The sequence below is a fragment of the Haloarcula amylolytica JCM 13557 genome, from assembly GCF_000336615.1.
GTDB classification, from domain to species: Archaea; Halobacteriota; Halobacteria; order Halobacteriales; family Haloarculaceae; genus Haloarcula; species Haloarcula amylolytica.
The window spans coordinates 212,625-229,290 of record NZ_AOLW01000006.1 but is presented as its reverse complement, the minus strand read 5'-3'; the positions used below and the strand labels follow the sequence as shown (position 1 = coordinate 229,290).

The following is a 16,666-nucleotide window of genomic DNA, read 5'->3' as shown; positions in this document are numbered from 1 at the left end:
ACGGCAGCGTATGAACCACGAGCAGTCGCGAGCGCTGTATGACCGCGCCCTGTCGGTGCTGTCTGGCGGCGTCAACTCCTCCGTGCGAGCGACACGGCCCTACCCGTTCTTCGTCGAGAAAGGGGACGGCGGGCACGTCATCGACGCCGACGGGAACCGATACATCGATTTCGTCATGGGCTATGGTCCGCTGCTGCTGGGCCACAGCCTGCCCGAGCAGGTCCAGTCAGCCATCCAGCGACACGCCGCTGAGGGGCCGATGTACGGCGCACCCACCGAAGTCGAGGTCGAACTGGCCGAGTTCGTCACCCGGCACGTCCCCAGCGTCGAGATGCTCCGGTTCGTCAACAGCGGGACCGAGGCCACAGTCTCGGCGGTCCGCCTGGCTCGTGGCTACACGGGGCGGGACAAAATCGTCGTGATGCAGAGCGGCTACCACGGCGCACAGGAGTCCACGCTGGTCGAGGGCGAGGGAGACCACACCGCCCCGTCCAGTCCCGGCATCCCCGAGAGCTTCGCCGAACACACGCTGACCGTGCCGTTCAACGACGAGGAAGCCGCCCACGAGGTGTTCGAGGAACACGGCGACGATATCGCGGCCGTTCTCACCGAACCTATCCTCGGGAACTACGGCATCGTCCACCCGGTCGAGGGCTACCACGACACGCTCCGACAGCTGTGTGACGACCACGGGTCCCTGCTCATCTTCGATGAGGTCATCACCGGCTTCCGCGTCGGCGGCCTCCAGTGTGCCCAGGGCGCGTTCGACATCGACCCCGACATCACCACCTTCGGGAAGATCATCGGCGGCGGCTTCCCGGTCGGGGCCATCGGCGGCAAAAGCGAAATCATCGAGCAGTTCACCCCCGCTGGCGATGTGTTCCAGTCCGGAACGTTCTCTGGCCACCCCGTGACGATGGCGGCCGGCCTGGAGACGCTGCGGTATGCAGCTGAACACGACGTATACGATCACGTCAACGACCTCGGCGAACGGCTCCGGGCGGGCCTCCAGGACATCCTCGAGGACCAGGCCCCCGAGTACACCGTCGTCGGCCGGGATTCGATGTTCAAGGTCATCTTCACCCGTGACGGCCCGGATTCCTTCGACGGACATTGCGAGGCTGGCTGCCGGCAGCGGGAGTCCTGTCCGCGCTTCGACTACTGTCCGAAGACCGGTCACGACGTGACACAGGCCGAGACCGAGCGGTGGGAGCGGCTGTTCTGGCCCGCAATGAAGGACCAGGGCGTGTTCCTCACGGCGAACCAGTTCGAGTCACAGTTCATCTGTGATGCCCACACAGGTGAAGACATAGAGGATGCGCTCGAAGCATACAAAGAGGCGATATGAGGTGAGCGACGACGACATCGCACTGTCCGAGAAGCGGATGTACGGGGCGAAACGTCCGGAGACCCACGCGTACGTCGCGTCAGGACTGGGCGTCACCCGCGTCGAGACGGCCGGCGGCCAGATCGGGCGGTTCAGCCTGAGCGAACGGTGCAATGCCCGTGATGTGGCCGGCGCAAGCGGCGAAGTCGCGGTCGCCACCGACGAGGACGTGCTCGTGTTGACCGACGACGGCTTCGTTCCGACCGGGTTCGGGCCGGCCACCGCCGTCGGCTACGACAGCGACGGGCTGCTCGCAGCCGGCGACGGCCGCGTCGCTCGGTACGACGGGGAGTGGCGAGACGTCGGCGAAATCGCGGACGTCCGTGCCATCGACGGCGACCACCTCGCCGCGGCCGAGGGCGTGTACGCCCTGCCGTCGCTCGACCGACTCGGCCTGGTGGACGTGGCCGATGTGGCCGGCGACTACGCCGCGACCGAGAGCGGGCTGTACCGCTACGACGGCGAGAGCGCCGACAGCGACGGCGAGTGGAGCGAGGTCCGGTCGGGCCGACATCTGGCGGTTGCAAGCGACGGTGAGCGCGTCCACGCTGCCGCGGCGGACGGCCTGTATGAACTGTCAAACGGCGCGTGGGAGCCCTGTTCGTTGCCGGCGACCGAACGCGTCGTCGACGTGACGTACGGCGACGACACCTACGCTATCACCGAGAACGGGACCTTTCTCGTCGCGACCGCCGCCGAGGCGACCGCCGACGGACAGGGCGGCTGGCGACAGCGCTCGCTGGGCGTCCCCGATGTCGTTGGCGTCGCTGTGGCCTGACACCCGGCGGTGACGCGGCCCGGCGGAGCCGAGCGGCCGCGTGCCTGTCTCACGGGACACACCCGCTTACGGAATCGAAAAGAGGTTTAGCCCGGACAGCCACCCACCGCACATGATTATCCCCGGGGCGGACACGCAGGCGTTCGCGGCGACCCTCGCCGAGGCGACGGGCGAGCGGCTGGGACGGGTCGAGTACGAGCGGTTCCCGGACGGTGAACACGTTGTCCGGGTTCCCGAAACAGTCTCCGGCGAGCGCGCTGTCGTCGTTGCCTCGACCGTCGACAGCGACGCGCACCTGCAGTTACTCCAGTTGCAGGACGCGGCCCGCGAGAGCGGCGCGAGCGAGGTCGTCACCGTCATCCCGTACATGGGCTACGCCCGCCAGGACGAAGCGTTCAAGCCCGGCGAGCCGGTCTCCTCGCGGGCGATGGCCCGCGCCATCTCGACGGGAACTGACCGCGTACTGACCGTAAATCCCCACGAACCGGCCGTCTGCGATTTCTTCGACGTGCCAGCCACCAACGTCGACGCGGCGAGTGTTCTCGCCGACCCGCTGCCTGCGGACCTGACGGACCCGCTCTTTCTCTCGCCCGACGAGGGCGCAATCGCCCTCGCGACGACGGTCCGGGACGCATACGGCGAGGGCGAGACGGACTTCTTCGAGAAGGACCGGGACTACGACACCGGCGACATCGAGATCAGCCCCAGCGACGCGCCGGTCGAGGGCCGTGATGTGGTGCTGGTCGATGATATCATCGCTACCGGGTCGACGATGAGCGAGTCCGTCGGCGTCCTCGGCGACCGCGACGCCGAGCGGGTGTTCGTCAGTTGCGTCCACCCGATGCTCGCCAGCAACGCCCTGACGAAACTCAACAGCGCCGGCGTCGAAGCAGTTTACGGGACGGACACGCTGGAACGCGCTGTCAGCGAGGTCAGCGCCGCGCCGGTCGTCGCAGACCAGTTGTAGACACCTCGCGGCCGGCCGTGCCGTGAACAGACTTAATCCGACGCTTCCGCAGCCGCCACGGCTCGCGGCTCCTCTTAGTCGCCGCTCGCCTGTTCCGAGGCCTCCCGCTGGTCGGCCTCGCACGGCGCAATCGTAATCCCGCATCCACCTTTTTCAGCGTCGGGTTCGCTCGCGATACTCGCGAACCGCTCCTCGAAAAACGTGGGCGAAAAAGCAGCACGCTCCCGCTGGTCGCGTGCTGTTCTAATCAGACGCTTCAGCAGTAGCGACCGGTGCTATCGCGATTTCCATCTCGGTTCCTTCGACGTCCCACGTCTTGCGGTGGCCGTCCTCAACGCTGCCGAGTTCGTCAGCGCGGACCTCCTCTTTGATTAGGTCCTCGTGCTCGCGTACGAGGTCGTCCACGCGTTCGTCGTCGATAGCCAAGTCCACCAGAATGCGCGCCTCGATGTCCAGCTCCAGGTCTTTCCGCATCTCCTGGACCCGGCGGATGACCTCGCGGGCGTACCCCTCGCTCTCGATGTCTTCGGTGAGCGCCGTGTCGACGTAGACGACGCCGCCGCCATCGAGCGCAGCGAACTCCGTCCCGGTGACGCCCTCGGGGGTCTCGCGGCGGAACTCGACCATCTCCTCGGTGAGGTCGATGTCCTCACCGAGCGCCTCGCGTACTGTGCCTTCGAGGGTGTCGAGTGACTGCTCGGCGACACGGGCCTCGTTGAGCGCGTTCATGACGCGGCCGGCGTCGTCGCCGAAGGCCGGGCCGAGTTCGCTCATGTCGGCCTCGGCGGAGTACTGGAGTTCGCCCCACTCATCGGCAGCGCCGACGACCTCGACGGCGCGGGCGTTGAGTCGGTCGGCGATGATGGCCTCCTGGGCGCGGACCGCGTCGGCCACGTCGTCGCTGTCGACGTCGACGACGACGCGGGTGACGGGCCAGCGGAGTTTGCGCTCGGCCTGCTGGCGGGCGTTCGAGCCCGCTTCCTCGACCTCGCGGACGACCTCGATCTCGCGTTCGAGTGCGGGGTCGTGCAGGTCAGCGTCGACCTCGGGCCAGTCGCACATGTGGACCGTCGGGTGGCCGGCGTCGCCGGTGAGCGCGCCGTATACCTGCTCAGCCACGAACGGCGTGAACGGGGCGAACAGCGCGGCCACGGATTCGAGCACGCGATAGAGCGTGGCGTAGGCGGCCTGCTTCGAGGCGCTGTCCTCCTCCTCCCACATCCGCTCGCGGACGACCTGAATGTAGAACCGGGAGACGTCCTCGACGACGAATTCGAGCAGTTCGTCGACTGCTTTGTCGTTCTCGAAGTCCTCCATCGAGTCGGTCATCGCCTCGGTCACGCTCTGGAGCCGGGAGAGGACCCACTCGTCGACGAGTTCGAGGTCCTCCCGAACGTCCTCGACCGTCGTTTCCTCTGGGTCAAAGTCATCCGCACGCATGTACGGCAGCGGGAATCGGGCGACGTTCCAGAGGATGTTCAGCCGCCGCTGCATCTCGGCGGTCTCCTCCCACGAGAAGTTCATGTCCTCGCCCTGAGCGGTCACCGACAGCAGGAACAGCCGCATCGGGTCGCGGCCGTGCTTCTCGATGACCTCGTGGGGGTCGATGAGGACGCCCTTGGACTTGGACATGCCGCGGCCGTCGGGCATGTTGGCGTAGCCGTGCATCAGCACCTGCTTGTACGGGATGTCGCCGGTCGCGGCGGTGCTCATGCCCAGCTGGGACCAGAACCAGCCGCGGGTCTGGTCGTGGGCTTCCATGATGAGGTCGGCGGGCCACAGTTCATCGAAGTCCTCCGTCTGTTCGGGGTAGTTCAGGGTTCCCCACGTCGCGACGGAAGAGTCGAGCCACACGTCGAACACGTCGCCGACGCGGGTGTAGGTCGTGCCGTCCTCGGTGATGGTGAGGTCATCAACTGTGCCCTTGTGCAGGTCAACGGTTTTGGGGTCGATGTCCTGGTCGACCCGCTCGGCGAGTTCCTCGCGGTCGCCGACGACGATGGCATCGTCCATCGAGCCATTCCACTCTTCGGGAAGCCAGATGGGAATCGGAATGCCCCAGTAGCGCTGCCGCGAGACGTTCCAGTCCGGCGCGTCCTCGACGAAGTCACGGAAGCGGTTGTCCCGCGCCCACTGAGGGTACCACTCGCTGTCCTCGATGTTGGCCAGCAGTTCGTCCTTGATGTCCGTGACCGTGATGAACCACTGGTCGGTGACAATGCGGACGATGTCGGTGTCACAGCGCCAGCACTGCCCCTCGCGGACGGTGTGGCCCTCCTCACTTGAGAGCAGGAAACCGTTGTCGTCGAGGTCGTCGATGACCGTGTCGTTGGCGTCGCGGACGAACGTGCCGGCGTACTTCCCGGCATCGTCGGTGTAGACGCCGTCGCTGCCGACCGGGCAGAAGATTTCGAGGCCGAGTTCCTGGCCGCGCTCGAAGTCCTCCTCACCGTGGCCGGGCGCGGAATGGACGAGGCCCGTGCGGTCGGCCTCGACGTAGTCAGCGGTGTAGACCTGCCCGGAGCCCTCGCCCTGGGCGTGGTCCGGCACTTCCTCGGCCAGCGGGTGGTCGTACTCCCAGCCGACCATGTCTTCGCCTGTGAGTTCCTCGACGACCTCGTAGTCGTCGTAGCGGCCGGCTTTCAGCACGTCCTCGACGCAGGCCTCGGCGACGTAGAGCCGCTCGGTTTCGCCGTCTTTCTCAGCGTCGACGCCCACGTAGTCGAGGTCGCCGTCGACGGCAACGAAGGTGTTGGCGACGATGGTCCACGGGGTCGTGGTCCAGATGACCAGGCTGCCTTCCTGCTCCGATAGAGGGAATTTCACATAAATCGACGGCTTGCCCACGTCATGGTACTCAACCTCGTTGTTGGCGATGCCGGTCTCACACCGCGGGCACTGGTTGATGGAGCGCTGGCCCTGCTCGACCAGCCCGCGTTCGTGGGCCTGCTGGAAGCCCCACCAGGCGGCCTCCATGTACTCGGGGTTGACCGTCTTGTAGGGGTCGTCCCAGTCCATCCAGACGCCGAAGTCTTGGAAATCCGTCTGGAGGCCTTCGAGTTGCTCCTCGGCGAAGTCCTTGCACTCCTCGATGAAGTTCTCCTCGCCGAAGCGTTCGATGTCCTTCTTGTTCTCGAAGTCGAGTCGCTCCTCGACTTTGGTCTCGATGGGGAGGCCGTGCATGTCGTAGCCCGGTCGGTCGGTGACGTCGTAGCCCTGCATCCGCAGGTAGCGGATGTAACAGTCCTTCAGGGTCTTGTTCCATGTCGTCCCCATGTGGGCCGCGCCGGAGGTGTAGGGCGGTCCGTCGACGAAGAAGTAGTCCTCGCCGTCGGCCCGGTGGGCCTTCGTCTGCTCGTAGGCGTCGACGTCGTCCCAGTACTCGAAGACGCCGTCCTCCACGTCCTCGGGGTCGTACTGGTCGTCGACAGCGGCGAAACGTTCCATACCCGTTCCATCCGCCGCCGGCAATAAAGGACAATCGATTGTGTGTGTGCCGTTCAGACAGTGCAGTCGGCAACCCCGCGGCGACGGTTAGCGCTCGCGCTGGAGGAGTAAGCCGGCCGTCTGCCCGCTGTTTTCGGTTATCGGCGCGACGACTTCCCAGCCGTCCGCGCCGAGGTCGTTCAGTTCGTCTGTCGGGACGCTACTGCTGCCGAACATCCCGGTATCGACATCGAGCGTCTTGTATTCGTAGGAGGGCATACACGCGTTGTGATAGCGGCCACCGACAAACGTTTTGTGCCGGGTGACGACTGAATCGTGCGCTGACCGCCACCGGTTTGCCCTTCACAGCCCTCACACCGAACGTGCCAGAGTTGCCGGAGGGAGCGGAGCGAAACGCCCTCGCGGAAGACTGCCAGCGCTGTCCCGAACTCGCCGAGAGCCGGACCTGCATCTCGTGGGGCAACGGACCGCTGTCGGCCGATCTCGTAGTAGTCGGCGAAGCCCCGGCCGACGGGGACCCCGAGGCCGAGCACTGGCGGGGCGGCAACCTGACCGGGATGGCCTACACCTCGCGGCGCTCCGGCCGGAAAATCCGGCAGGTGCTCGCCGACGCCGGGTTCGGCCACGACGACTGCTACTACACCAACGCCGTGAAGTGCCATCCGCCGGAGAACCGCGACCCGACCGACGCGGAGTTGGCGAACTGCCGCCCCTCCCTCGTCGAGGAAGTCGAAGCAATCGAGCCAGCGGCGGTGCTGACCACCGGCAAGCACGCGACGAAGACCGTGCTGGCGCTGGACGACGACAGCCTCGACGGGTTTCTCGACAGCATGCTCGACCCGCTGCAGAGCGAGGCGCTGAGCGTTCCCGTGGTCCCGCTGCTCCACCCCTCGTATCAGGAGGTCTGGCTCTCGCGGCTGGGCTACAGTTACGACGAGTACACGGCGGCCATCGCCGACACGGTCACCAGTGTCGATGACACCTAGAACCTTCTTGTGACCGCCGGACACAGGGACGACCATGAGCGAGGACTGCATCTTCTGCCAGATTGTCGCCGGTGACATCCCGAGCCGAACCGTCTACGAGGACGACACCGTGTTCGCGTTCCTCGATGCAAATCCCCTCTCGCCGGGGCACACGCTCGTCATCCCGAAGGCCCACCACGAACGGCTGAACGACACGCCGGCTGACGTGGCGGGCGAGGTGCTGTCGACCCTGCACGAACTCGTCCCCGCCGTCGAGGCGGCCGTCGACGCCCCCGCCAGCACGGTCGCGTTCAACAACGGCGAGGCGGCCGGCCAGGAAGTCCCGCACGTCCACGGCCACATCGTCCCGCGGTTCGAAGACGACGGCGGCCGGCCGATCCACGCGCTGGTCACCGACCGTCCTGACCTCTCCGACGACGAACTAGACGACATCGAGGACGACATCGTGGCCGAGCAGGCGTAAAATTCCGTATCTTTTTATCGAAAGATAATCCAACAGCGACGCATGGGGGTTCCGACGCTCGCGTTCGTGGGGTGTACCGGTGGGGCTGGAACGACCAGGCTGACAGTCGAAACGGCGGCGACGCTGGCCCGGGGTGGGCGGTCCGTCGCCGTCGTCGACGCGGCCTTCGGCACGCAGGGGCTGGCAACGTACGTCGACGGGCGGCTCGACGCCGACGTGACTGCGGTGGCCGTCGGCGACGTGCCGGTCGACGACGCGCTGTTCGAGTGGGATATCGACGCCGACGGGCGGGTCGCGCTCTGTCCGGCCCACGCGCCGTTCGAGCGCCTCGCGCGGGCGAAAACGGCCGAGAGCGCACAGACGCTCGAACGGGTTATCGAGGAGGTGGCCGGTCGCTACGACCACGTCCTGCTCGACGTGCCGCCGATTGCGTCGAATCAGGGCGTCGCCGCTGCCACGACCGCACAGCGGCGGGCGCTCGTGGTGCCAGCCAGCCGGCGCGGCGGCGACCTCCTTCCGAGACAGCAGGGCCGGCTTCGAGACATCGGTGCGCCGGCCTCTGCCGTCGTCGCGACGCGTGTCCACGGCGATGACAGCGAACCCGTCGAGGACGCCGCACACACGGTTCCGCACATCGGCGCGGGCGCGTCCAGACCACTTGCGACGGACCCCGATTCCGATGTCGCACCGACCGTCGCTGCGATGGCCGAGGACCTGCTTGATGTCGACCTCGGCCTGACCTTCGAGGACGACGGCCTGTTCTCCCGCTAGGGAAGTGGGAGGACGATGACTGGGCGGTCAACGCGGGTCAGGAGGTCCCGGCCCGTCGAACCGATACCATCGCTACCGTCGGTCCCGCGGCTCGGGCCGATGAGGAGTTCGTCCGGGTCGTGTTCGTCAATCGCCGCCAGTATCTCCGTCACGGGCTCACCGTCTTTCGTTTCCGTTACGGGCATAAACGACGCGAGTCGCGAGCGGGCGACATTGACTGCGTCACCCGCGTCACGCGGCGGAGCATCAGGGTCGCGGACGGCGACCACGACGATGTCGTCATCAGCTGCCGGATCGAGGCGCTTCTGGAGGTAGTCAGCGGCGGCCGCAGTGACGTGAACCGAGTTGGTGGCGAGCAGAAACGTCGTCATGGGCTACACTGTGGCGTCGCTCGGCTTCGTGCTTTCGCTCGTCAGCAGCGCACCACAGCGAAGGACAACTATACAGATAGCAACAGAATCGGGGCGTAGCATACACATAGCGGCTGGCTACTCATATACGGGACTCCTTGCGAAGCCATGCCCCTATCCGAAACCCCGGACCCGGTACGGTTCGTCTGTCCGTTCTGTGAGCGGACGTTCGGCCGGCCCCAGTCAGTGTGTGACAGTTGCGATAGCACAGTCGTCGTCTCCGTGGAAAGTCAATCAGTGTACGACAGCATCCTTCCGATGTGTGGACGGTAGGCCGGGTGGGACATGACGCTCCGGTCGCCTGTCACGCGCACCGACGGGCTTACATACAGCCCAACCTGTACCCGAGAGCGTGCGCGTCGAGAACAGTTTCATCGGCACCGACGGCGTCGGGGAGAAGACCGAGCGGTCGATCTGGGAGCAGGGCGTGACTCACTGGGACGAGTTCGAACCGTCCGTCGTCGGCGGCCAGCGCGGCGACCGCATCCAGCAGTTCATCGACGAGGGGCGGGACCGCGTGGCCGAGACCGACGTGACCTACTTCGACCACGCGTTCCCGAACAGCGAGCGCTGGCGGCTGTACGAGACTTTCCGCGAGCGGGCCTGTTTCTTCGACATCGAGACGACCGGACTCGACCAGGACCGGAATCAGGTGACCACGGTGAGCCTCCACCAGAACGGGGAAACACAGACGCTCATCGCCGGCGACGACCTGACCGCGGAGAACCTTCGGGCCGCGTTCGACGGCGCGGACCTGCTGGTGACGTTCAACGGCAAGCGATTCGACGTGCCCTTCCTCGAAGCGAACTTCGACGTCGACCTCGACCGCCCGCATCTGGACCTGATGTACACCTGCAAGAAAATCGGCCTCTCCGGCGGCCTCAAACAGGTCGAGAAAGACATCGGCATCGAGCGGGACCGACCGGACATTTCGGGGCGAGACGCGGTACGGCTCTGGCGGGAACACGAACAGGGCCGAGACGGTGCACTCGAAACACTGGTATCATACAATCAGGAGGATACGGTGAACCTCAAGACGCTGGCCGAAACCGCCACTCAGCGGCTTGACGAGCAGGTTTTCGTCGGCTGACAAACCGGTCGTGAACCGTCACCATACCCCCATTGTTTCGAGTGGAGTGTGGAAGTGTGACGGAATATCAAATGATCCTGATGAACCCAGGCGTATCGAGTTATCGACTCCAGAAGGGCGTATGCCCGTGTCCGAGAACGATAGAAGCGACGTGCCAGGCAACGAGTTCGAGGAACAGCGCCGTATCCTGTCCGATGCCGACGCCGTAGAGCGACGGGAGATACAACAGCGGCAGTAGTACGGCTCCCCAGAACGCGAACGGTCGGACACCGACGAGCGTCACGGTCCAGAGCCCGCGGACCGCAAACACGAGCGTATCGAGGTATCGGCCGGTGTCCGTCGGTCGTAATCTATCGGTGTCGCTCTGGTGGGGTAACGGGGGGTTATCGCTGCTCGATGACCCCACCGTCACTCACCCTGTCTGGCCTCGGTATCATTGGTCGAAACAACAGTATACCGCACCTAATCGGTGGTTGTTACACATATAGGCGGCCGCTTCGGCGTGTCTATGTGTATTCACGTCCACGGTTTCTGTCATGTCTGTTCCAGCAGGAATCACACCGGATTCACCGCGCCCTCACAATCCGGGCACGTCGCGAGCATCCGCGGCCAGTCGCCAGCCGTGTCGTACGCGATGACGAGATTCGTCGCGGGAATCCTCACGTCACAGGCCGGACACCTCCCCAGCGGTGGGTCGGCCGTTTCTATGTCACTGTCCCACATACACTGCGCTACGCGCTCAGTACATATTGTTACCAGGCTCCTACGAAGTGTGGGGCCAGTATCAGCAGCGTCCTATCAGAACTGGCGTGGCGAAGCTGTCTCGGAACGACGTGCTGCTCAGTAGTTGGCGGCCTCTGGCGTCTGTGACGAGTCCGTCGGCCGCAGCAGGTGGACGCGCCCGGCAAGGAACCCTAGCAAAAGGCCGGTGAAGTGTGCGATAAGCGCGACGCCGGGGTTCGCGGTCGCGAGGGTGATTGCGGCGGCAACAATGCCGGCCAGCGCCAACTGGACGCGCGGCGCGAGTTCGAAGCCCCCGATGACAGTATCGGTCAGGCGGTTGGCAGCGAGCAGGTAGCCGAAGAGGGCAAACACCGCGCCGCTGGCCCCGAGCACGGAGACGTGGCTGACCATCCCAGGAACGAGCGGGCCGACGAGACTGGTAATCGAGACCTGTGAGACGCCGGCGAGCGCGCCGGTCGAGACGAAGAAGGCGTGGAACCGGAGCGGCGACGTCCGGCGTTCGAGGACGACCCCAGCGAGAGCCAGCCCGACGGCGTTTGCGAGGAGATGCGACGGACCGGCGTGGGAGTACACGCTGGTGACGAGCGTCCAGGGACGACTGAGCAGCGGGGGCGAGAGGGCGAACAGGCTCCGCGGGGCGGTCACCACGCCGACGGCCTGCTGAGCGAGGAACACGCCGACGATGACAGCCAGCGTGACCACGGTGGGGCTTTCACGCAGCGGCTTCATTGAGCCTGTATTGTCGCCCTCGATACAAGAAACGCTCGGACAGCCCCCCGTTTCAGAACGCATACGTGGCATCGTCGCGTTATGTCGCGTATGTCCGAGCTGACCGATGCCCTCACCACGGCGTTCGCCGACGAGACCGACGAGGAAATCGCACAGACAGCCGCCGAGAACATCGCCGACTTCGCCGAGGCGTACGACGAGGATCTGACGAGCGACCGCGTCACCGACCTGCTCGCGGACGCGCCTTACGACGGGTTCGACCGCCAGTTCAACTGGGTCATCGGCGAACTCGCCGCCGAGAACGAGGACTGCACCGACTCCCGGGCGTTCCGTATCGACGGGTTCGGCGAGATCGCCGCCGACCCCGACATCGGGACCTGAGCGGGCACATGCCCGGCGGAACCTACACGCTGATTCTCGAACGGGATGCCAGCGAGTCGATTGCGGTCGGCGCGCTGGGCGAAATCGAGTTCCCGGCGGGCTGGTACGCCTACACCGGGAGCGCGCTGGGTAGCGGCGGCTTCGGCCGCATCGACCGTCACCGCGCGGTCGCCGCCGGGGACAACGACACCCGCCACTGGCACGTCGACTACCTGCTCGGCGACGCGGCGACGACCGTCGACCGGGTCGTCACGACCGAGGCCGACGTCGAGTGCGCCGTCGCCCAGCGGGTCGACGGACCGGCAGCGGAAGGGTTCGACCGCGTCGATGCCTTCGGCTGCTCGGACTGTGACTGCCGCTCACACCTGATTTACCACGAGCAGCGGGACCGGCTACTCAGTGCAGTGACTGCCGCCCACGAAGCCGCCCGAAAGGGGACAGCGGCCGCGACCGAGTAATCAGGAGATGTGGATCGCGGGTTTGTTCGGCCGCGCTTTGGCTGCGAGGTCGTCGTCGGGTGCGGCCCGTCGGACGACCACGTCGCAGTCGAACTCGTCCTCGAACAGCCACGCGGCCTGCTGGAGCGTATCGAGTTCGCGCTCGCCGTCGATAATCGGTTCGAGGCCCGCCCCGCGGTCGGCCAGGCGGTCGGCGAAGTCGGCGGCCGTGTCGCCGTGCTGTTTGATGTCCTCGTCGGCCATGATTTCCCCGACGATGGCGTCGTCGGGGTCGGACTCGCGGGCGATCTCGTAGGCCCGGTACTTCCAGTCGGCGGCGACGACGAGTTCGATCTCGTTCGGCGCCTCGATGTCGACGACCTCCGTGATTTCGCGCACGTCGTCGAGGGTCTGCCGGACGACCTGGCGCTCGATGCGGTAGTCGTCCACGTCCCGGAGCGGTTCCGGCCACCGGCTCTCGGCGACGAGGCCGTCCTCGTCGAGCAGCTGCCACATCTCCTCGGCGAGGAAGGGGGCGATAGGTGCGACGAGGCCGGCGAGCACCCGCAGGCCGCGGCCGTAGGCGAACTGGTAGGGCCGGTCGTAGCCCGCGTAGCGCCCTAACAGCCGGGCGAAACGCTGTATTTCGCCGATGACCCGATGGAAGCGGAAGCGGTCGTACTCCTCGGTGACGGCCGCGATTGTCCGGTCGATTTCCCGCTCCAGGTAGGCGTCGTGGTCAGTGCTCTCGGTTCGGGTCTCGGTACGGTCGGCGTACTCGGCGACCAGCCGGTACAGCGTCTGCTGGAAATCGTAGGCCGTTGAAACGTCCTTGACAGTCCACTCGAAGTCCTGAGAGGGGTGGGCCGCCGAGAGGACAAACAGCCGCGTCGTCTCGGCCCCGTACTCGTGGGGCGCGATGTCGTTGCCCTTGGACTTGGACATCTTCTCGCCGCTGTGGAGCACCGTCCCCTGGTTGATGAGCCGGTCGACCGGTTCCTCACGGTCGAGCAGGCCGATATCTGAGAGTGCCCTTGTGAAGAATCGAATGTACAGCAGGTGGAGCACCGCGTGTTCCTCGCCGCCGACGTACACGTCGACCGGGAGCCACTCGTCGGCGGTTTCCTGGTCGAAGGGGGCGTCCTCGAAGTGCGGCGAGAGATACCTGAGGAAGTACCACGAGGAGTCGACGAACGTGTCCATCGTGTCCGTCTCCCGCACCGCGTCGGCCCCGCAGTCGGGACAGGTCGTCTGTTTCCACTCCTCAGCGGCATCGAGTGGATTCCCGGTCGTCTGGACGTAGTCGGGCAGTTCCACCGGCAGGTCGTCCTCGGGAACCGGGACGTGGCCGCAGTCGTCGCAGTGGACGATGGGAATCGGCGTTCCCCAGTAGCGCTGGCGGGAGATGAGCCAGTCCCGCAGGCGGTAGGTCACCGCGGACTCGGCAGCTTCGTGCTCGCGCAGGCGCTCGCGGGCGGCGGAACTGGCGAGGCCGTCGTACTCGCCGCTGTCCGTGAGCATCCCGTCACCGGTGTAGGGCGCGTGCGGGAGGTCCGTTCCGCTGCCGTCGACCGGTTCGACAGCCTGTTCCACGGGCAGGTCGTGCTCCGCGGCGAAGGCGTGGTCCTGCTCGTTGTGGGCCGGCACGCCCATGACCGCGCCCGTGCCCACGTCGTCCAGCACGTATGCCGCGACGTACACCGGCAGTTCCGCGCCGGTGTACGGGTGGGTCGCGGTGCGGTCCGTCTCGACGCCGCTCATCCCGGCGTCGTCCGTGCTCGCCACTGATTCCACGTACTCGGCGACGGCGTCGTCCTCGTCGGCCAGCGCTCGCGCGAGGTCGTGGCCCGGCGAGAGCGCCAGATACGTCGCGCCGTACACCGTGTCGAGTCGCGTCGTGAACGCCTCGACGGTGTCGTGGTCGTCGTGGCCGACGGTAAACGAGACGCGAGCGCCCTCCTGGCGGCCGATCCAGTTGCGCTGGCTGTCCCGCACGCCGTCGGGCCAGCCCTCCAGGTCGTCCAGCCCGTGATACAGCTCCTCGGCGTAGTCGGTGATGGCGAAGAACCACTGGTCGAGGTCGCGCTGCTCGACGCCGGTGCCACAGCGCCAGCAGACGCCGCCGCCGTGAGTGTGGCTGTGGCCGGTGCCGGCAGTCGTCTCGCCCTCGTCCGCTTCCGGCGACGTCTCGACCTGTGCGTCAGCAAGCACCGTCTCACAATCCGGACACCAGTTTACCGTCGCCGCGCCGTAATCGACCAGTCCCTCGTCGTAGAACTGGGTAAACAGCCACTGGTTCCACTGGTAGTACTCGGGGTCGCAGGTGGTGATCTCCCGGGACCAGTCGTAGCCAAAGCCCATCTCCCGGAGGTCGTCTTTCATCTGGTCGATACACGTCCGAGTCCAGGACTCGGGGTCGGTGTCCCGCTCGTAGGCCGCGTTCTCCGCCGGCAGGCCGAAGGCGTCCCACCCCATCGGGTGGAGCACGTCGTCACCGCCCATCCGCCGGTACCGGGCGTACGCGTCGGTGATAGCGTAGTTCCGGATGTGTCCCATGTGCAGTGAGCCGGACGTGTAGGGGAACATCCCCAGCACGTACGTCGGGTCCGCGGCGTCAGTGGGGCACTCGAAGACCTCGTCTCGCTCCCAGGCCTGCTGCCAGTACTCTTGAACCCGGGCGTGGTCATATCGGCGCGACATTTGCTACCTCGTCCTGTGCCTGCCGCGCACATGAGTGTTCGGCTAGGAAAGGTGGCGAGTCGTAGTGAGACAGTGGTTGTGTACAGCCAGAAAGCCCCGGCTGTCATCGGACGCGCAGCGTCCGATTGCCCGCGAGAGCGAAGCTCTCGCCCTGGCTGAACTCGGGGGTGGTTCGAAAGACGCGAAGCGTCTTTCGTCATCACGAGAGAGCTTCGCTCTCTCGAACGACAGCGAGTCGCGGGAGCCGAGACGGCAGGGGCTTTCTGGCTGTTCGCATTCGATCAACTGCTGCGGGCAGAAACAAGTCCAGAGAAGGTTGTTCCTAGCTCATTCCTCGCCGGACTCGTAGTGCTCGCCAGCGGCTTCTGGCAGGCGGGTTTTGCCCACCAGCGCGAGGACGACGATGACGGCGACGAACGGAATGGCCTGGACCAGTGAATCGGGGACGGCGATGACATCGGCCGTCTGGAGGCGCAACTGGACGGCGTCGAGGCCGGCAAACAGCGTCGTCGACAGCAGCGCGCCGACCGGGTTGTAGTTGCCGAACAGATAGGCGACGATGGCGATGAACCCCTTGCCGTTGACCATCGTCGGGCCGTTGCCGGTGAACTGGCCGATGTTGATGGCCAGCGCGGCCCCGCCCATCCCCGAGAGAACGCCGGAGAGGAGGACGGCTGCGTAGCGGACGCGGGACACGTCGACGCCAGCGGTGTCCAGCGCCTTCGGGTTCTCGCCGGCGGCCCGGACCCAGCGGCCGAAGGTGGTGCGGTTCAGCACGTACCACGACGCCGCCACGGCGAGGAACATGATGTACACCGCGGGCGAGGCGTCGAACAGCGCGCCGAAGAACGGGATGTCGGCCAGCGCTGGGACTGTTATCGTATCGAAGGTGCCGACGTTGCTGGTGTTCGGCCCGCCGTAGAACACCTGCGAGGCGAACGGCGCGAGGCCGAGCGCGATGAGCCAGACGGCCAGGCCGGCGATGATCTGGTCGGCGCGGAACTCGATACAGACGACGGCGAACACGGCAGCGAGCAGCGTCGACGCGACGATGCCGATGAGGAACCCGAGCCACAGCGACCCGGTGGCGTCGGCCCCGAAGATAGCTGCGAAGGCCGAGATGATGAGCAGGCCTTCGAGCCCGATGTTGATGATGCCGCTCTTCTCGGCGAAGATACCACCGAGCGCGGCGAGCACGATCGGGACCGAGAGCCGTAGCGTCGAGGACAGCGTCGATTTTGAGGCCAGTACCCAGAATATCTGCCCGGGCGTCGACGCCGGCGCAAGGAGGCCGAAGCCGGCGAGGACGGCCAGTGAGAGGACCGCCGCGGCGGCGATGAACAGCCGGCCTGACATCGACGAGAGCCGATCCATTG

General features: G+C 66.1%; 17 protein-coding genes. 9 read left to right on the top strand and 8 right to left on the bottom strand.

Annotated features, from left to right (window positions below):
• Positions 1-10 precede the first annotated feature (10 nt).
• The 3 genes from hemL to C442_RS01430 all read left to right on the top strand — a co-directional run bounded on the left by hemL (position 11) and on the right by C442_RS01430 (position 3,132).
• Positions 11-1,348 (top strand): glutamate-1-semialdehyde 2,1-aminomutase, encoded by a 1,338-nt coding sequence (hemL, locus tag C442_RS01440; protein WP_008307246.1) that lies wholly within the window; start codon positions 11-13, stop codon positions 1,346-1,348.
• 1 nt (position 1,349) lies between these two features.
• Positions 1,350-2,165, top strand: a complete 816-nt coding sequence (locus C442_RS01435) for an HVO_0234 family beta-propeller protein (RefSeq protein WP_008307245.1) — start codon at positions 1,350-1,352, stop codon at positions 2,163-2,165.
• Positions 2,166-2,277: 112 nt separating this feature from the next.
• Entirely contained in the window at positions 2,278-3,132 is an 855-nt protein-coding gene (locus C442_RS01430) for a ribose-phosphate diphosphokinase (RefSeq protein WP_008307244.1), read from the top strand.
• A 243-nt stretch (positions 3,133-3,375) separates the two neighbouring features.
• On the opposite strand, the gene ileS is transcribed toward C442_RS01430, so the two are convergent.
• Both ileS and C442_RS20715 read right to left on the bottom strand, forming a co-directional pair.
• On the bottom strand, positions 3,376-6,579 hold the full coding sequence (gene ileS / locus C442_RS01425) for an isoleucine--tRNA ligase (RefSeq protein ID WP_008307243.1): 3,204 nt from the start codon (positions 6,577-6,579) through the stop codon (positions 3,376-3,378).
• 87 nt (positions 6,580-6,666) lie between these two features.
• Entirely contained in the window at positions 6,667-6,837 is a 171-nt protein-coding gene (locus C442_RS20715; RefSeq protein WP_008307242.1) for a DUF4177 domain-containing protein, read from the bottom strand.
• Positions 6,838-6,941: 104 nt separating this feature from the next.
• On the opposite strand from C442_RS20715, the gene C442_RS01420 reads away from it, so the two are divergent.
• From C442_RS01420 to C442_RS01410, 3 genes are read left to right on the top strand one after another with little or no spacing between them, the layout of a single operon-like run.
• Positions 6,942-7,565, top strand: a complete 624-nt coding sequence (locus C442_RS01420) for a uracil-DNA glycosylase (RefSeq protein ID WP_049942759.1) — start codon at positions 6,942-6,944, stop codon at positions 7,563-7,565.
• 34 nt (positions 7,566-7,599) lie between these two features.
• Positions 7,600-8,028: an HIT family protein gene (locus C442_RS01415; RefSeq protein WP_008307240.1), complete on the top strand. Its 429-nt coding sequence runs from the start codon at positions 7,600-7,602 to the stop codon at positions 8,026-8,028.
• A gap of 42 nt (positions 8,029-8,070) precedes the next feature.
• The gene (locus C442_RS01410) at positions 8,071-8,799 is read left to right on the top strand and encodes a ParA family protein (protein ID WP_008307239.1); all 729 of its coding nucleotides are present in this window, start codon (positions 8,071-8,073) and stop codon (positions 8,797-8,799) included.
• Here the strand turns inward: C442_RS01410 and C442_RS01405 are convergent.
• Complete coding sequence (locus C442_RS01405) at positions 8,796-9,170, bottom strand: universal stress protein (protein ID WP_008307238.1); 375 nt, start codon at positions 9,168-9,170, stop codon at positions 8,796-8,798. The two genes, C442_RS01410 and C442_RS01405, sit on opposite strands and share 4 nt — an antisense overlap.
• A gap of 391 nt (positions 9,171-9,561) precedes the next feature.
• Here C442_RS01405 and C442_RS01400 point away from each other — a divergent pair, with 391 nt between their 5' ends.
• Complete coding sequence (locus C442_RS01400; protein WP_008307237.1) at positions 9,562-10,299, top strand: ribonuclease H-like domain-containing protein; 738 nt, start codon at positions 9,562-9,564, stop codon at positions 10,297-10,299.
• Positions 10,300-10,399: 100 nt separating this feature from the next.
• On the opposite strand, the gene C442_RS01395 is transcribed toward C442_RS01400, so the two are convergent.
• The 3 genes from C442_RS01395 to C442_RS01390 form a co-directional block, all read right to left on the bottom strand.
• A complete protein-coding gene (locus C442_RS01395; RefSeq protein ID WP_239642247.1) occupies positions 10,400-10,705 on the bottom strand; it encodes a hypothetical protein in 306 nt (101 codons plus the stop codon).
• 149 nt (positions 10,706-10,854) lie between these two features.
• The gene (locus tag C442_RS21995; RefSeq protein WP_008307235.1) at positions 10,855-11,022 is read right to left on the bottom strand and encodes a DUF7837 family putative zinc-binding protein; all 168 of its coding nucleotides are present in this window, start codon (positions 11,020-11,022) and stop codon (positions 10,855-10,857) included.
• Positions 11,023-11,139: 117 nt separating this feature from the next.
• Positions 11,140-11,772, bottom strand: coding sequence for a rhomboid family intramembrane serine protease (locus C442_RS01390; RefSeq protein WP_008307234.1), 633 nt, complete (start codon positions 11,770-11,772; stop codon positions 11,140-11,142).
• A gap of 90 nt (positions 11,773-11,862) precedes the next feature.
• Between C442_RS01390 and C442_RS01385 the strand changes: the two genes are divergently transcribed.
• Positions 11,863-12,153, top strand: coding sequence for a hypothetical protein (locus C442_RS01385; protein ID WP_049942758.1), 291 nt, complete (start codon positions 11,863-11,865; stop codon positions 12,151-12,153).
• 8 nt (positions 12,154-12,161) lie between these two features.
• Positions 12,162-12,611 carry a GIY-YIG nuclease family protein gene (locus C442_RS01380; RefSeq protein WP_008307232.1) on the top strand — a complete coding sequence of 150 codons (450 nt, stop codon included), beginning with the start codon at positions 12,162-12,164 and terminating at the stop codon, positions 12,609-12,611.
• Here C442_RS01380 and leuS read toward each other — a convergent pair whose 3' ends face one another.
• Positions 12,612-15,290, bottom strand: coding sequence for a leucine--tRNA ligase (leuS, locus tag C442_RS01375; protein ID WP_008307231.1), 2,679 nt, complete (start codon positions 15,288-15,290; stop codon positions 12,612-12,614). It lies immediately after the preceding gene.
• A 327-nt stretch (positions 15,291-15,617) separates the two neighbouring features.
• Complete coding sequence (locus C442_RS01370) at positions 15,618-16,664, bottom strand: ABC transporter permease (protein ID WP_008307230.1); 1,047 nt, start codon at positions 16,662-16,664, stop codon at positions 15,618-15,620.
• Positions 16,665-16,666 lie beyond the last annotated feature (2 nt).

Coding starts and splice junctions, on each gene's coding strand:
- hemL (WP_008307246.1), top strand. CDS start 11: ATGAACCACGAGCAGTCGCGAGCGCTGTATGACCGCGCCCTGTCGGTG.
- C442_RS01430 (WP_008307244.1), top strand. CDS start 2,278: ATGATTATCCCCGGGGCGGACACGCAGGCGTTCGCGGCGACCCTCGCC.
- ileS (WP_008307243.1), bottom strand. CDS start 6,579: ATGGAACGTTTCGCCGCTGTCGACGACCAGTACGACCCCGAGGACGTG.
- C442_RS20715 (WP_008307242.1), bottom strand. CDS start 6,837: ATGCCCTCCTACGAATACAAGACGCTCGATGTCGATACCGGGATGTTC.
- C442_RS01415 (WP_008307240.1), top strand. CDS start 7,600: ATGAGCGAGGACTGCATCTTCTGCCAGATTGTCGCCGGTGACATCCCG.
- C442_RS01410 (WP_008307239.1), top strand. CDS start 8,071: ATGGGGGTTCCGACGCTCGCGTTCGTGGGGTGTACCGGTGGGGCTGGA.
- C442_RS01405 (WP_008307238.1), bottom strand. CDS start 9,170: ATGACGACGTTTCTGCTCGCCACCAACTCGGTTCACGTCACTGCGGCC.
- C442_RS21995 (WP_008307235.1), bottom strand. CDS start 11,022: ATGTGGGACAGTGACATAGAAACGGCCGACCCACCGCTGGGGAGGTGT.
- C442_RS01390 (WP_008307234.1), bottom strand. CDS start 11,772: ATGAAGCCGCTGCGTGAAAGCCCCACCGTGGTCACGCTGGCTGTCATC.
- C442_RS01385 (WP_049942758.1), top strand. CDS start 11,863: ATGTCCGAGCTGACCGATGCCCTCACCACGGCGTTCGCCGACGAGACC.
- C442_RS01380 (WP_008307232.1), top strand. CDS start 12,162: ATGCCCGGCGGAACCTACACGCTGATTCTCGAACGGGATGCCAGCGAG.
- leuS (WP_008307231.1), bottom strand. CDS start 15,290: ATGTCGCGCCGATATGACCACGCCCGGGTTCAAGAGTACTGGCAGCAG.
- C442_RS01370 (WP_008307230.1), bottom strand. CDS start 16,664: ATGGATCGGCTCTCGTCGATGTCAGGCCGGCTGTTCATCGCCGCCGCG.